We start from the raw sequence: 14404 nt of genomic DNA on the forward strand, positions 1-14404 counted from the left end.
ACGAATGTTTCGCACAGTTATGGCGCGCGCCGATGTCGGGCGTGTGACAGCGCGAAACGCTTGCATTCGAAATTATCGAGGAATTTCAATTGGGCTCGGCAACCCTGAAATACGCGCGCGGCGGCGCGCCGAGCATGCGCTTGAACATGGTGGTGAACGCCGCCACGCTTTCGTAACCGAGATCGAACGCAACTGTTGTCACAGGCTGGCCCGCCGCCAGCCGCGGCAACGCCGTAAACAAGGCGGCCTGCTGCCGCCATGTCGAAAGGCTGATGCCGGTCTCGCGCCGGAACGCGCGCGTAAACGCCCGCCGGCTCATGTTCAGTTGCTCGGCCCAATCGTCGATCAGGAGCCGCGCGGTCGGGTTCGCCAGAAAGGCGCGGCAAAGCCCCGCAAGCCTGGCGTCGCCGGGAATGGGCAGACCGAGAGAGCGGTCCGGCAGCCGCGAAATCTCCTCGAGCAGCAGCGCCACCACCAGCCGCTGCCGCCGCGAACCCTTGAGGTCACCACTCGGAGACACCGCCTCGATGATCAGCGCTCGCGCGAGATCAGTGAGCACGACCACGCGTATGGCCTCAGGCAGGGCAACCAGCGCATCCGAACTGATATAGGCCGAAAGCATCGTCACCTCGCCCAGCATGTCCACCGAGTGGTCCAGCCCGGCCGGTATCCACAGCGCATGCTCCGGCGGCACCATCCAGCGCCCCTGTCGCGACGACACCATGACCACGCCGGTGCGCGCATAGACGAATTGCGCGCGGCTGTGCCGATGGGGGGCCACGTGATAGCCCGAGGGATATTCGGACGGGATCGTGTGAACCGGCTCGGACGCCGCCTCGATGGCCGCCAACCGCTCGACATGGAGCTTCGCCAGTTGCGCAGACGTCATATTTTGCAATGCTTTCATAAGCCCTGGCCCAATCGCGAAAGAATGAGACCAAAACACGAAAGCGGGACTACCGCAAGGAGACTATGCGGATAGTCAGTTTCTCAGGAGGAACATCGTGACGACAGGTACAATGACGGCGGAGAAACACTCCGCGGAACAGACGGTTTTCAGCATCATCATGGCAGTCAGCTTCTGCCATCTCTTGAACGACACGATGCAGTCGCTCATCCCGGCCCTCTATCCGATGATCAAGGAGGGCTACGGTCTCGACTTCACCCAGATCGGCCTGCTCGGCCTGGTCTTCCAGGTCACGGCCTCGCTGCTGCAGCCGCTGATCGGCATTTATACCGACAAGCGCCCGCTCCCCTATTCGCTCTCGATCGGCATGGGCTTCACGCTGATCGGTCTGGTGCTGCTCGCCTATGCGCATGCCTACTGGGTGCTGCTCGTCGGCGCCGGCGTCGTCGGCCTCGGCTCGGCGGTCTTCCACCCGGAATCCTCGCGCGTCGCGCGCCTCGCGTCCGGCGGACGCCACGGTCTGGCGCAATCGCTGTTCCAGGTCGGCGGTAATTTCGGCTCGGCCATCGGCCCGCTGGCCGCCGCCTTCATCGTGCTGCCGCGCGGACAGACCAGCGTCGCATGGTTCTCGGTTGCGGCTCTGACGGGCATGATCATCCTGTGGCGTGTCGGCGTCTGGTATTCGAACCACCGCCGCACCAATGCCGGCCGCAAGGCCGCGGTGCCTGCCGTCGTGCTGCCGCGCGCCAAGGTGATCATGTCGATCGCGGTCCTCGCCATGCTGGTCTTCTCGAAATACGTCTACATGACCAGCCTTTCGAGCTACTACACCTTCTACATGATCGAGCGCTTCCAGGTGTCGGTCAAAGAGGCGCAGATCCTGCTCTTCGTCTTCCTGGGTGCTGTCGCCATCGGCACGGTCGCCGGCGGCCCGATCGTCGACTGGTTCGGAACGAAGTTCACCATCTGGTTCTCGATCCTCGGCGCCCTGCCCTTCACCCTGGCGCTGCCCTATGCGGGCTACACTTGGACGATCGTGCTGACCTTCGTGATCGGCATCATCCTGGCGTCGGCCTTCTCGGCCATCGTCGTCTTCGCGCAGGAACTGGTGCCCGGACGTGTCGGCATGATCGCCGGCCTGTTCTTCGGCTTCGCCTTCGGCATCGGCGGCATCGGCGCCGCGGCACTTGGCATGGTCGCGGACCGCATGGGTATCGTGTTCGTCTACAACATCTGCTCCTACCTGCCGCTGCTCGGCCTGCTCACCGTCTTCCTGCCGGACCTCGGCAAAGGCCGGCGTCACGCAACATCAGCGAAATAGCAGAAGCAAAGCCGCAACATTATCAAAACCACAAAAGGCCGAAGCACCCGCTTCGGCCTTTTGTCTTTGAATATCATGTGAAGAGCTTGGGCGTCTGAATTCCAGACAATAAAAAAGGCCGGGGCGAAACCGCACCGACCTTCCTATTCGCATCTCACACCAGTGCCAGTACATCCGTGGTCAAAAGCATAAACGCGATACCGGCAACTGCGAGCGTTCGCTGTGTGGAACACTGACCAGCAATGCCGATGGGCTTCATATGGGAGGTCAATGTGGCGAATTCAAGTCCGGGAGGGAAATTCCCGAAAAATGGCGACCCCTGCAGTTGTGCGAGGATTGGCCAAAATCATATAGTTAGCGGATGGTGGGACCAAAATGCGGCCCATTGATATTATTGCGGAATTCAGATTGCTAGGTCTTACCTTATCAACCTCAATACCACTGGCGCCGTACGAAACGGGCAGGCTTGCCAAACTGGCTAGCTGTGGGCAGATTTGATCAATGACCGATATCGACGCAAGATCCGCGCTTCTGACGCTGCTGAAAGAGATGAATCTCGAACCTGGGGTTTCGCTCAGCCTCTACGAGATTGGCCCGCCCCTCGTCGGCCAAGGCATCAGCCAGGACGCAATCGTTAACGCGCTGTACGCCATCAAGGATGAGGGTCTGATTGACCTGCCGAACGGTAATCGGCTCGTCCTTCTGAAGCCACTCACATGAGCAGAACCAGCCCGGAACTAACTTCGCATCTTGATGTTGTCTGCCTAGCTGGTGCGAGTTGCGTATCTGGCCGCACCAGCTAGGCGAAGGGTCACCCCACACTCTCCGTGCATCCTTCGCCGCTACTAACCCCTTCTGGTCGAGTGAGCCCGCGTCAGACTTTTGGCCATCTTGGACCGTGTCGGCTTTGCCAGTATATTTGCCATTGCGTTCTACGAGTGTCGCTGAGATGAAAACCGAGATCGACCACGTTTCCCATGGCTGGGCTTTGCTGGCGCTACGAATTCCCGAGATCCGTGCGCTGTCTAAGCACCGCCAATCGATCGGCGAGATGTGTGAAGCCTACAGCATCGCCGTGCTCCACCTGCGCGAGTTGAGAAAACTTGGCCCAGACACCGAACACATCACCGAGTATGAGCGCCTTATCACCGAAATCGAACGGGAAACGTCGTACTACTTGACGATGCGGGCCCGACTGTCGGCTTAGCGAGTGACCGAAGGGTTAGGTTCGCGCAAGGTCTGACGATTTTTATCCGCACCGCTAACCGCACCGCACCGTGACGAACGTCAGCTTTGGTTTGGAGGCGGCCCTAAAGGAATCCGATTCATGAGCAGCGACGGGCGAGGCGATAAACAACTGGCTGTCATAAAAGACGTCGTGCGTCACGCGATCCGGCTGACCGAGGCTCTTGCCGAAGCCGAAAAAGCTGGCGTGGATATGGTCGTATCTTACGGCGAGCTCAATATCGGCGACAAGCGTATCAAACATGTCATCGCAAGGCCGCGATAGTCACCCAACGACGCGCTCGGCTTTTGGAGAGCTTAAAGTCCCTCAACGCTGGTTGGCTCTCCACATTCCCCTTGGAACAGACTATCGACAGGGATGTTTGTCCACTGACTGCGGGGTGACCTTGGCAGGCTCACCGCCTCTGACCGCAGTTGGAAGGGTGGGGAGATGCCTCTCTAGGCGCTCCCCACCGCCCTATTACGGTCGAAACGGCATTCGGGCGGCACTTACGTGGGAACTTTTGATTTTTCCGCCTAAGCGAATCCTTCATTCGGAGGAATAAGCCGAGCGTACGCTTTCGTACCAAATGGTCGCTCGCGTCGAAGCGCCCTATATCGCCACATTATGCTTTCATTTCAAAACCGCCTGCTGAATGTGCTGTCCCTTGATGTGAGACAGTCTCTTCAACCGTTCTTGACGAAACGGCAGTTTCATCGTGGAGAGCGGATAGAAAATCCTCCCGACGCTATTCGAAGTGCGCTTTTCGTCGAGGAGGGTGTAATCGCTGTCGTCTTTTCTCTCTCCTCTGCCATCGATGTAGAGATAGGAATGGTTGGACGCGACGGCATGACAGGTACTAGCCTTCTCGCCGGGGTATCTCCGGCCCTTTTTGTCGCGCAGGCGCGGATTGACGGCTGGGCATACGAGATCCAAGCGGATGCCTTGATGGCGCTCGTGAGGAGGGACGAAGAGTTGCGAGACCGTATCGAACGCTATCGCGAGTGGCGTTCGGTCCAAACCGCTATGCTGGCCGCCAGCGGGCGGGTGGGAAACATCGAACAGAACCTCGCAAGAGAGCTCCTCATGATGCATGACCGGATTGACGGTGACGTCATCGTTGCCACCCATGACGAACTCGGCGCCTACATCAACGCCCGCCGCGCGAGTGTCACTGACTGGCTGCACATCTTTGAAGGCGAGCACTGGATCCGATCAAAGAGAGGCTTTGTCGAGATAACCGATAGACCAGGCCTCGAGACTGCGGCCGGCGATTTCTATGGAGCGGCGGAGAATGCATGGTTCGACATGCTGGCAAAGCTTCCGCCTGACGCCATGGCAGCCCAGTGAAGCCTTCGGGAACTTCTCGCAGTAATGAATGTTTGGACAGGCCGCTACAGGTGGTTTGCAGTTCCATTGTGGCGGCAAGGCGAAGGGCTTTTCGTTGCTGACGGCCCTTCGCCGCCCTGTTGCTGGGTCGGCTTTACGTTATCGTGGCGTTAACATGAACGCCGACCCAGTACGGGTCGAAGGTTCTAGCCACCGTGGAACTAATCGGCTTTGCGCTGGTTTCTTCGCCGCTGAGATAGTCTCCCAACGTCTTGCTCGGCACGTGGAGGGCCTTGGGGCGCCTGTAACTCCCTCGGCTCTCCACATTCTTCCTTCCAGATCATGCAGTCGTTTAACACGTTCTTGCGTTCGACCGCTTTGCTGGCGCGCCGGCTTTCCCCTTGTCGCGGGTAAAAAGTTGGGAAACCTCCTGTGGCTCCTGACCCCTTTATATAGGGTCGCCGGTTAGCCCTCTATCAGGTTGTTTCGTTGATGAGAGCAGTTACTGCGGATGCGATGCACCTCTCTTTTCGCCCAGGGTAGAAATTTCCCATCCATTTCACTTAGACGCCAAGGGAAGACTTTCCCGATTTCAACGACCCGAGCGATAAGCAAATCTATCTCATCACATTGATCTTCAAGTTTCTGGATAGTGTAAAAATCACCGCAAGCGAAGCCGTCATTCTCAGGGCTCTCCAAAAACTTTTTGATGGACGAAAGATCATCTTTCAGCTCCTTTAGCTCCGGCGGCGACACGAGCGCAACGAGCTTAGGTATCGAAGCAATTGTGAGCTCATCATCTTGGAGATCAAAGGATATTTTTTTTGATACCCCGCCACTAGCGTACGCTTCGGTTGCGTTGATGGGCTTCCAGTATACTTTTTGCGTTGCGAGATCGACGCAGCAGACGATTACGGGGGCGCTGAAGCGTTGCCAGTAACGGATGTGTCGATCATCAACGTAGACTGCAGCGGCATCGCTTCCATCGAGATGATCAAACGACTTTACCTGGATTTTGATTATGTCGCCGTCAGATGTCCCCTGACCAACTATTTCTGCCTCTGCATCCACGCCGAGGTCAACGCCGTACAGCCTGCAAGCCCACCCCAGCTTTCGGGTAATTGTGAAGGCGACCAAGTATTCGCCTGCGTCACCATTAATTGACCTTTTCGCGTATTCCATCGGATCCTCTAATCATGCTTATGCGAGCCAATTTCTATTCGATTGGCGTTACCAAAATCCTAGGATGCAACAACCAAGAAGCTCACGTACAGGGTGAATTCCTACCCGTTCGGCTAACGAAGGTTACGATATCGTAATCAGCGCGGGGCAAGATTGAATTGCAAACATGCATAGCCATCTATACGAGAAGTGAAACGCAAGAATCATGGAGGTGTTCGCGATGATCTCGACTTCATCAGCTGCAAAGCATCTCTGCGAAGTTAGCGGCTGGCAATTGTCTAATTTGCAGCTGCAGAAAATGCTCTATCTCGCAGACATGAACTTTGTCGGCAAACACGGTCAACGCATGATCAACGAGGATTTCGAAGCATGGGATTACGGTCCTGTTCTTCCGTCCCTGTACCATACGTGCAAAGCGTTCGGCGCTCGCGCTGTGCCTAACGTGTTCTGGGGCGCCAATAACATTGGCGGCACTCCGGAAGCTGCCATGTTGCAAGCTGCTTGGGATAACCTGAGGAGCATGTCGCCCGGCCAATTGGTCGAGAATACACACTGGACCCGCGGAGCCTGGGTGAAGCGCTACGTTCCTGGGGCCAAGGGCATCAAGATCAACGCAGGCGATATGGCGGATGAGTACAGAAACAGAATCGCCAGCGTCGCTCCCGCAGCCTGAAGTATCTGTCAGTGCCGGTTTTGGTGTACCTGAAAACGCTGGCACCGACGATATTGAGAAGCTCACATCCGCGATTGCCCGCCTCGAAACCGATCTGATCGCAGAGCGTGAAGATCGGCGCGAGAAGGAGTTCATATATATCGCGGCTATCGCTTTTCTCAGCTCGGTTATCTGCTTCAAGCTTCTCGACAACACGATGATGTCGATCATCCTGTTTCTTTTCGAGCTGGTAATGTTGACCGGTCTAGCAACGCGCATGGGTGTGGACTGGGCAGTCAGAGGCATAGGCTGGCTCACCTATGTAGTCTCCGAGCGGTTCCGCAAAGAAGAAAAGTCGGATAAGAAAGACGCGTAATCGCGTCTATATCTCGAAAATCGTCGCGTCGTCCTGTACCTCGCGCAGCCCCTTATACGAGGCGTGCCGCAGCTTCCCGTCCCTCGTCCAAGCCCGATACTCGATCTCGGCGATCAGGGTCGGCTGAACCCATACCAGATCCTTGCGGCGGCCGGCGTAGGCGATCGGCGGCGTCTTGCGCTTGATGCGATCGAGCTTCTTCCTCAGATCGTTCGCCACCTTCTCGGTGAAGCCGGTACCGACCGAGCCGACATAGACCAGCTCGTCATCACGACGGGCCGCCAGGAGCAGGCTCCCGATACCTCCCCGCGCCGACATAGAGTGCTCGTAGCCGACGATCATGAAGCTGTCGGACTGGACGCATTTGATCTTGAGCCAGTCGCCGAGCCTTCCCGAGCGATAGGTGCTGTCGAGCCGCTTGGCGATGATGCCCTCAAGGCCATGCTCGCAGGCCGCCTGGAAGAGCTGATCCCCGTCGGCGTCGGACTCCTCAGAAAGTCGGATCGCACCGTGTCCGCCGGCCGGGACCAAGCTTTCGAGCAGGTGCCGGCGCGTCGATAGCTCGGTGTTGGTGAAGTCGTGGCCGTCGAAATAGAGGAGATCAAAGGCCATAAATATGGCATCGCGGGCAGTGAGCTTGCCGCCACGGCCGCCGAGCGACTGCTGCAGCATGTTGAAATCCGACCGGCCCTGCTCGTCCATGACAACCGCCTCTCCGTCGAGGATGGCTGTGGAGACCGGCAGCGCCTTCGCGGCGGCTTCGATCAGGGGGAAGCGATGCGTCCACTCGTGGCCGCCTCTGGTGAAGATACGGACGCCGTTAGGCTCGATGTGGACCGCCAGGCGGTAACCGTCCCACTTCACCTCGAATGCCCACTCGGGTCCGACGGGAGGCTTCTGCTTCAGCAGAGCGAGGCACGGCTCGATACGAGCCGGCATAGGGTCAAGGGGAAGGTTCGGCTGCTCGGGGTCGCGAGGCTTGCGCGCGCGGCTACGGAGCGGCTTGTCGCTCGTCTGGAGAGGCTTAGCTCGGACCATGGCGATCAGCTCGCCTTCCGGATCTCGGCCATATCGTCGGGGAGAATGTGCATGCCGGCCGCGTGGGCAGCATCGACGAAGGCGGCACGGGCGGCGGCGGGCTCGGCGGCCATCACCATGGCGTCGATCGACCGGGCCAGCGCGCTGTGAAATCCCGGCTTCGTCTTATCCGGCCATTCCGACGTGAGGAATGCGATCATCTCCTCGACGGTCTCGGCGGGAGCATATTGCCCGAGGCCGCGGATCTCGACTTCGAGCGGTTCAATCGGGGTAAGGGATAAGCTGGCCATGACGCGCTACCTCGGCTGACAGTGGATGCGAATCAACTGACGACGAAGTGATTCGTTCCGAATCAAATCAATGACTTGTCAAGAACGCATCAAGCACCCTGTCGCATCACTCGCACATCTGCGACTAGCCAATTCTGCTAATGGCGCCATGCTCATGAGGACGGTAACCCTCCAGGCATACACGGAGCCCATAATGAAGATGATGACCGAAGACCAAATACCCGATTTTGTTCAAGAAGTTGCTGATATTGGCTGCGACATAACCGCTATTCTTGGAAGCGGCGGATACCTGATCGGTGATGCAGAACTCTCGCCGGAAGACTACGAGATCGTCTCGCCCAAGCTAAAGGAGATTTGCGACCGGTATGGTCGCCGCGATCATTTGGTCGCAGCGATCGCCGGATACCTGATATCGATTGGCCGGTACTTTCCCAAAGAGACGGACCTTCCAGAGCTGGCGGCCATCATGGCGCGGCTATGAGCTACAAGTGCACTGAAAGCGACCGCCGCTGGACTCACCACCGCCAACAATGATAGAACAAATATAGAACGAAAAGGAACCTTGGAGCTGAGTATGCTCGATCGCACCAAACCACAGAAGCGCGATCCCTTCGATGATTGGTGGGACACCATAAAGCAAGATGGCATGGATCTGCGTGTCGCAAAGCAGGCCTTCCGTGCTGGCTATGCGGCAGGCTGCAAGAAACACCTTCGACGCTTCGTCTTCCAAGCAGCCACCTTCCGGGTGACCGTCTGGGCGACTGGGGTTGGCGAGGCTCGCAAGCTGGCGAAGAGGAAGGCTGATCAGAGAGCGGCCGCCAAAGGCTGGAAGTCTCTGCCGGCCGATTGGAAGCTGGAGGTGGTTGAGTGAGTGATCTAGACAGACCAATGCAGACAATGTCGGGCCCGCAGGTCCACCTATGCTCTGTCGGTGGATGCAAGAAGTGGGGTGGCCATGGCTTCTCGACTGGCCGCTATGTCGAAACACGCTGGTGGTGCTTTGAGCACTATCCGCACAAGGAGACAACTGCGCGGTCGGAAGCGACAGCGATAGCTGCCAGCCTAGGCACAAAGATGAACCCCGGCTAACAGGCTCGGCAACTATATTAGAGATCTGCGCTGCAACGAAGAACTGTTTGCGAACGCGAAGCCAGCGAGAAAATCATCGGCCCCAGGGAACGTTCTTTTCGATCACGTGTTTTGAAGACAGCCGCGCCTGTCCCCCGTTTCCCGCGCGGCTACCCCTCTCCAATTCACCCCGCCTTTGTGCGGGGTTTCTTTTTGATTGACAGCGATGGCCTAATCTGAGGGATACTATCATACCTTCGTGGCAGCGAATGGGGCCAAGGGAAGCAAACAGTGAGCGCCGGCCATCAAGAGATCAGGGAAGCCCTTTTAAGGCTCCTCACCGAGCTAGGCGCATTCCCTGAGATTCCGATCAGCCTCTATGACATCGGGATCCCTCTTCTCGACGCTGGCTTCAACCAACACGATATCGTTTCTGTCCTTTTCGCTTTACACGACGAGAAGATAATTCGGCTGATTGATGGAAATCGGTTGGTTTTAGTCTAACCATCCGGCCCAGGAGGGCTGGGCACAGCAGGGTCGCTGGGCGTGATCGTGAACTTGATTGGCGGCGAGACAACGTGGATTGGGCCTATCCAGCTCTGTAGCGGGTTGCATATGTAGTCAAGCGTCACCTCGTAGCGCGCCGGTCCAGGTGTCGCGGCTGTCGGCACTGTGATTGATCGCTTATACGTCTCCCTCCCCGCCAGCAGCTTGAGGCCCGTCGTGAACTGGGGGATCGAGTGCCGCTCGCCGGCGGCATCATAGAGCCACCGCTTGGTGACGAGCGGGCATATCCGCTTCCGGAAGACAGAGAACTCGATCTCGAGCGCCCCGCCCTGGGGAACCGTCGGCGACAAGGCGACAGCGCTTTCGTATTCGATGGGCGGTTCGCGATCGACAACCCAAAGCCCGAGGTTCACCGAACCCAGGATGGCGAGCGAGAAGACGACGGCGCCGACAAATCTCCAAAGGGTCCGTTTCAATGGGCTGGCCCTCCACGGATGTACCCGATCACCTTGATGATGTTCTCGTAGAGCACCACCGTTCCCAGAAAGATGCCTATGAACGTTATCACCAGCCATTTCGTGAACCGCCCGACTGTTCGAATATCGTGCACCATCTTAAATGCCTGCCTGACGTCATCGGCAGGAAGCTCGACGACCGCCTGAAGCGTCTTCAGTTCGTCCGGCCGGAGATCGGCAAGCCAATCCCTGGTATCCGGTGGAAGCTCTTCGAGCCGTTGTGGAGTGTGTTCCGCCATATCAATGTTCCCTAGCAACCCCGTATGCCCTTTCGATCGAATGCCATGCTTGACCGGTGTCATCCGATCGACTAAATCCCCGCCGCCGTGCTTCCTGTCTCATCTAGGCGGCAACGGGAGGGTCCGGTCTGACGTAGAGGTCGGGCCCTCGCCACCTGCTCAGCGAAGGCCCAACTTGCTCTGCAGGTTGTCGTAGAAAGCGGCGCACCGATCGGTTCGCGCGTTCTGCCGATCGAGAGCGCCCCTCTCCCGCTTGTGTGCAGAAGCCAGTTCGCCATTATCCGGCAGTGACGCGTGAGCTTCCTTCCTGCGGCAGTCCGCCGGATAGTCAGGAAGCGGAACGTTCGCCTGCGCCTGGCCCTTGATCTCGGCCGCGGCGTTCATGCGATCACTTGGACTGCAGCCACTCGCGAAGATCGGGAGTAATGCGGCAGCGGTTAGCGTCAGCCAGTTTCGCTTCATAGTCCGCGATCTCCTGTTCCATGCGGTCATTGTCGGATTGTTCGGCGCTGAGAGCGGCGTCGGCGCGCTTGCGATACTCTTCAAGGGCCTGAGAGCCTTTCAGCCGTAGATCGCGCTCCTTGTTGAGCTGAGCTTCCAGAGCGCCGTACTCGTAGGCCGAGACCATGGTCGCCTTGGCGATGCGCACTTGCTCCGCCGCGTAGCTTTCCACCTTGCCGACGGTCAGATCACCGACCAGCGGCACGTCGACGAGGCCAAAGCCGCCGACGATTGGCCAAGTCTCGGGAAACCTGAGCTTGGCGGCTCCGGGGATGCCCTCGTAGTGCCAGAGCAGCAGAAGGCAGGCGCAGCCAGCGACGCCGAGATATCGGGCGATTGCGTAAAGAACCGTCATCAGGTCGGAATCCCATTCAGGCAAAGAGCGCGCTCCGCCGTGCGGCGCTTCGTAAGACCGGGAAGTCGAATGCCGGCCGCCTTGTCCCACTTGGGAAACTCATTGCAGGCGCCGACAATGTCACCGGCGTTCAGCTTGCGAGCCAAGGTGGATTTGCAGAACGCGCCGTTCCCGATGTTGTAGGTGATGGAGAGAGACGCCACATACGCGCCGGCCGGGATGGCGTCAGGAGCCTTGAGGCAGGCGCGCATGCCGGTCTCAAACTCGACGAGGCGGTCGCCCAGCATCTCTTTGCACTGCGCGACGGTATAGCTATCCCCCATCTTCACGCCGCGCGTCTCGCCAAAGCAGACGGTCGGAATGCCGATTGGATCACGGTAGGCGATGGTGCGCAGCCCTTCGAACGTGCTGACACATGCAATCGCGGCAGCAGCGATCGCGCTACCCTTCTTGAGGCGGCTTGCCATTGGCGAGATCTCCGGAGACTTTCTGTTGGACAAAGATGCGGGCGATGATCGCCGCAATGGTGAGGAGGCCCGTGGCCGCCGACATCCCGAGCTGGATCCAGATGTTCCGAGACACCCATGTCGCAGCGACGAAGTTGTAGATCGGTTCAAGGACGATGAAGAGGAACGCCAGCGCCATGAACCGCACCGACCAGGCGCGGGCCAGCACTGCGCGCCAGTTGCTGACGAGCATGTTGAACTCCGATTGATGAGGCGGCTAGAGATGACCGGACGCAGCCGCGCGCAGATGCGCGGCAGTTACCTGCACGGTCATTGAATTCTCCAAAATCTTGAAAAGGTTTCTGCCGCGAACAGCGGCTAGGATCAGTCCAGAAGAGCGCCAGCGCGCCAGAAGCCGTCCATGTATTCGCTCGAAAGCGACTTCATGGCAGCGAAGAAGTCGACGAACCAGTTGCTACGCTTGAACTCGGTGGCGCCGGCAAGAAGCATTCTCGCCTGCCACTGGATATTCTCGTCGAGGATGGCATCGACCATCGACGCGAACTCGGCCGGGAGCGTATTGGCGACGATCGCCGCCAGCGCCTCTTCTTTCGTGATCATCTCCCGGTTTGCCAATTCCTGGTAGAACTGCCGACGGCTGATCTCCTCAGGGACAGCCGCAGGCGGCGGCTTGAGAAAAACCAGAAGCTCTGGATCATTGTTGTCGATGTAGTCTTCCGCCATCCCCTCAACGAAGTCGGGGCAAAAGGTAACGATCGCGCCGTTCTCGCGTCTCACATAGGCCATCTTAGTAAATCCTGTTGATGGTGAAGTCATCGACAGCGCCGAGGGCGCTCGCATAACTTCCCGTCGTGTTAAAGCTAGAGAATGCCCGAAGCTGGCGCGAGGTATCTGTTTGCACCCATGCGTCAACTGCCACGGCACCCGCCGTCGTGGCACCGCATCTGACATACCCGTCAAAGACACCGCCAACACCGAAACCGGCTGGATTACCAATCGCGCCGATGATCGTTCCCGTCGCGCTTGTTACCGCCGCCAAGCTCGCAAGAACCTTCGTTGGAATACCCAGCGGGACCGGAATAGAAACAGGGACCACATACAAACCATCGGCGAAACCGCCCGTGGTGTTGGTCCACGTCTGTGACGGAAAATGTTTGACGCTGAATATCTGAGTGTAGTCCAAAATCGCGTTTGGCGTTGCGTTGGTGTAAGCCCAGTCGATGCGAGTTACCAAAGAGAAACCCGATGGCACGGTTGGGGCGGTCGGAGACAGAGACCACAGAGCGTCAAAGTCGCCCGTCGTGTTATTGATCAGCGCATGCAGGTGATATGTGGTGTTTGCTGTGATTGCCGCAGCCGTATCACGGCCCCCGTTTCCGGAACCTGCTGCCCACACTGCATTCAGGTTCTTCGTGAAAGCGCCGGGGTTGGTTACGAACAGGCCATTACCCTTCGCCGATCCCGCTCCGATCGAGACGACATAGGCGCTGCTCTTGCTGGTGATAAGACCTTTGACGAAGTTCGGGAAGGTAACAGCAATAACCGCTTCAATTGCCGTCTGAGCGGTTGCCGGGTTGCCGGGAAGTTTAGCAACGCTATTCGAGAAGGACACGCTTGCGGCGGTCTGTGCCAGCCATGTCCGAAATTGCGCCGGGCTCAGTCCCTTGATTATCTTTCCGGTGACGCCATTGAAAGCAGCCGCATAGCCATCCACGACGTTGTCGGGCCCGACGACGTCGCCGGTACCCGCCCCGTCCGTCCCCTTGATCGCGGTCAGCTGCCAGAAGGAATTCACGGTCGCTGGCAAGGTCGGCGGCGCATTTCCGGTGGTTTCTTGCAGCGCCACGAACGAAGAGCCGTTGTAGAGCACCGCGTCATTGCGAGCGTAGACGGTCGCCGCGCTGTAGGTGCCGCGCGGGTTAGCATAGCCTGCCGGCCCCATCGGGCCCACCGGACCGGTACCGTAAGCAAAAGGACCGTCCCAGTCCCCTGCCGCAGCCGAGGCCTTGACGTACAGCACCGGCTCATCGACGCCAATGAACACGAGATAGGAGAAGCCCTTGCCTCGCTCGTCATAGGTATCACGTCCAGCAAGGTCGCCAGAGGCATCGTACTTGAAGATGGTGCCAGCATCGAGCTCCGCGATCAGCCTCGCCAGCGTGTTACTGTTGACATTCAGCTGCTGCAGGTATGCGGTGTCGCGCACCAGGGCGTAATCGTACGTGCCACTCGCTCCCTTCCACTCAATGGCGGAGGTGATCGAGGTATCGCTGTCGACGCTCTCGATCGGCAGGGGGTTGCCGTCTGCCTCGGCGGCGATGAAGCCACCGGCGATCAGCGACACCTGCCAGGCGGTACCGATGCCAGTAACCACGGCAGAGCCGTTCGTCAGGGTGATTTGCCCTGTCGTATAAGCAATGGTCATGTTGAGG

General features: G+C 58.5%; 21 protein-coding genes. 9 read left to right on the forward strand and 12 right to left on the reverse strand.

Going from position 1 to position 14404, the window contains the following annotated elements; all coding sequences use genetic code 11:
* Positions 1–85 precede the first annotated feature (85 nt).
* Positions 86–907 carry an AraC family transcriptional regulator gene (locus tag ACVTFQ_RS09645; RefSeq protein WP_313761019.1) on the reverse strand — a complete coding sequence of 274 codons (822 nt, stop codon included), beginning with the start codon at positions 905–907 and terminating at the stop codon, positions 86–88.
* A gap of 112 nt (positions 908–1019) precedes the next feature.
* Between ACVTFQ_RS09645 and ACVTFQ_RS09650 the strand changes: the two genes are divergently transcribed.
* From ACVTFQ_RS09650 to ACVTFQ_RS09670, 5 genes are all read left to right on the forward strand, one after another.
* Entirely contained in the window at positions 1020–2228 is a 1209-nt protein-coding gene (locus tag ACVTFQ_RS09650; protein WP_112949824.1) for an MFS transporter, read from the forward strand.
* Positions 2229–2729: 501 nt separating this feature from the next.
* Positions 2730–2948, forward strand: coding sequence for a hypothetical protein (locus ACVTFQ_RS09655; RefSeq protein WP_470423805.1), 219 nt, complete (start codon positions 2730–2732; stop codon positions 2946–2948).
* Between the two features lie 229 nt (positions 2949–3177).
* The gene (locus ACVTFQ_RS09660; RefSeq protein ID WP_470423806.1) at positions 3178–3435 is read left to right on the forward strand and encodes a hypothetical protein; all 258 of its coding nucleotides are present in this window, start codon (positions 3178–3180) and stop codon (positions 3433–3435) included.
* Positions 3436–3555: 120 nt separating this feature from the next.
* A complete protein-coding gene (locus tag ACVTFQ_RS09665) occupies positions 3556–3738 on the forward strand; it encodes a hypothetical protein (RefSeq protein ID WP_470423807.1) in 183 nt (60 codons plus the stop codon).
* Positions 3739–4080: 342 nt separating this feature from the next.
* The gene (locus tag ACVTFQ_RS09670; protein WP_470423808.1) at positions 4081–4803 is read left to right on the forward strand and encodes a Crp/Fnr family transcriptional regulator; all 723 of its coding nucleotides are present in this window, start codon (positions 4081–4083) and stop codon (positions 4801–4803) included.
* 444 nt (positions 4804–5247) lie between these two features.
* On the opposite strand, the gene ACVTFQ_RS09675 is transcribed toward ACVTFQ_RS09670, so the two are convergent.
* The gene (locus tag ACVTFQ_RS09675; protein WP_470423809.1) at positions 5248–5964 is read right to left on the reverse strand and encodes a DUF4365 domain-containing protein; all 717 of its coding nucleotides are present in this window, start codon (positions 5962–5964) and stop codon (positions 5248–5250) included.
* Positions 5965–6184: 220 nt separating this feature from the next.
* Between ACVTFQ_RS09675 and ACVTFQ_RS09680 the strand changes: the two genes are divergently transcribed.
* Positions 6185–6637, forward strand: coding sequence for a Panacea domain-containing protein (locus ACVTFQ_RS09680; RefSeq protein ID WP_470423810.1), 453 nt, complete (start codon positions 6185–6187; stop codon positions 6635–6637).
* On the forward strand, positions 6594–6992 hold the full coding sequence (locus ACVTFQ_RS09685) for a hypothetical protein (protein ID WP_470423811.1): 399 nt from the start codon (positions 6594–6596) through the stop codon (positions 6990–6992). Before ACVTFQ_RS09680 ends, ACVTFQ_RS09685 begins: the two co-directional genes overlap by 44 nt.
* Before the next feature lie 6 nt (positions 6993–6998).
* Here ACVTFQ_RS09685 and ligD read toward each other — a convergent pair whose 3' ends face one another.
* Together ligD and ACVTFQ_RS09695 are read right to left on the reverse strand one after the other, a co-directional pair.
* Positions 6999–8030, reverse strand: coding sequence for a non-homologous end-joining DNA ligase (gene ligD / locus ACVTFQ_RS09690; RefSeq protein ID WP_470423812.1), 1032 nt, complete (start codon positions 8028–8030; stop codon positions 6999–7001).
* Positions 8031–8035: 5 nt separating this feature from the next.
* Positions 8036–8320 (reverse strand): DUF982 domain-containing protein, encoded by a 285-nt coding sequence (locus tag ACVTFQ_RS09695; protein WP_470423813.1) that lies wholly within the window; start codon positions 8318–8320, stop codon positions 8036–8038.
* A gap of 193 nt (positions 8321–8513) precedes the next feature.
* Here ACVTFQ_RS09695 and ACVTFQ_RS09700 point away from each other — a divergent pair, with 193 nt between their 5' ends.
* Positions 8514–8801, forward strand: coding sequence for a hypothetical protein (locus ACVTFQ_RS09700; protein ID WP_470423814.1), 288 nt, complete (start codon positions 8514–8516; stop codon positions 8799–8801).
* A gap of 93 nt (positions 8802–8894) precedes the next feature.
* The gene (locus ACVTFQ_RS09705) at positions 8895–9191 is read left to right on the forward strand and encodes a hypothetical protein (RefSeq protein WP_470423815.1); all 297 of its coding nucleotides are present in this window, start codon (positions 8895–8897) and stop codon (positions 9189–9191) included.
* Between the two features lie 697 nt (positions 9192–9888).
* Here the strand turns inward: ACVTFQ_RS09705 and ACVTFQ_RS09710 are convergent.
* The 8 genes from ACVTFQ_RS09710 to ACVTFQ_RS09745 form a co-directional block, all read right to left on the reverse strand.
* Positions 9889–10371 (reverse strand): hypothetical protein, encoded by a 483-nt coding sequence (locus ACVTFQ_RS09710; RefSeq protein WP_470423816.1) that lies wholly within the window; start codon positions 10369–10371, stop codon positions 9889–9891.
* Positions 10368–10649 (reverse strand): hypothetical protein, encoded by a 282-nt coding sequence (locus tag ACVTFQ_RS09715; protein WP_470423817.1) that lies wholly within the window; start codon positions 10647–10649, stop codon positions 10368–10370. Before ACVTFQ_RS09715 ends, ACVTFQ_RS09710 begins: the two co-directional genes overlap by 4 nt.
* 159 nt (positions 10650–10808) lie before the next feature.
* The gene (locus tag ACVTFQ_RS09720) at positions 10809–11033 is read right to left on the reverse strand and encodes a hypothetical protein (RefSeq protein ID WP_470423818.1); all 225 of its coding nucleotides are present in this window, start codon (positions 11031–11033) and stop codon (positions 10809–10811) included.
* 4 nt (positions 11034–11037) lie between these two features.
* Positions 11038–11505 carry a hypothetical protein gene (locus ACVTFQ_RS09725; protein ID WP_470423819.1) on the reverse strand — a complete coding sequence of 156 codons (468 nt, stop codon included), beginning with the start codon at positions 11503–11505 and terminating at the stop codon, positions 11038–11040.
* Positions 11505–11972: a lysozyme gene (locus tag ACVTFQ_RS09730; RefSeq protein ID WP_470423820.1), complete on the reverse strand. Its 468-nt coding sequence runs from the start codon at positions 11970–11972 to the stop codon at positions 11505–11507. Before ACVTFQ_RS09730 ends, ACVTFQ_RS09725 begins: the two co-directional genes overlap by 1 nt.
* Complete coding sequence (locus tag ACVTFQ_RS09735; RefSeq protein ID WP_470423821.1) at positions 11947–12204, reverse strand: DUF7940 domain-containing protein; 258 nt, start codon at positions 12202–12204, stop codon at positions 11947–11949. Before ACVTFQ_RS09735 ends, ACVTFQ_RS09730 begins: the two co-directional genes overlap by 26 nt.
* A gap of 131 nt (positions 12205–12335) precedes the next feature.
* Positions 12336–12758 carry a hypothetical protein gene (locus ACVTFQ_RS09740; protein ID WP_470423822.1) on the reverse strand — a complete coding sequence of 141 codons (423 nt, stop codon included), beginning with the start codon at positions 12756–12758 and terminating at the stop codon, positions 12336–12338.
* 1 nt (position 12759) lies between these two features.
* Entirely contained in the window at positions 12760–14397 is a 1638-nt protein-coding gene (locus tag ACVTFQ_RS09745; protein WP_470423823.1) for a hypothetical protein, read from the reverse strand.
* Between the last annotated feature and the right edge of the window lie 7 nt (positions 14398–14404).

This window comes from Rhizobium sp. O111, assembly GCF_055616315.1.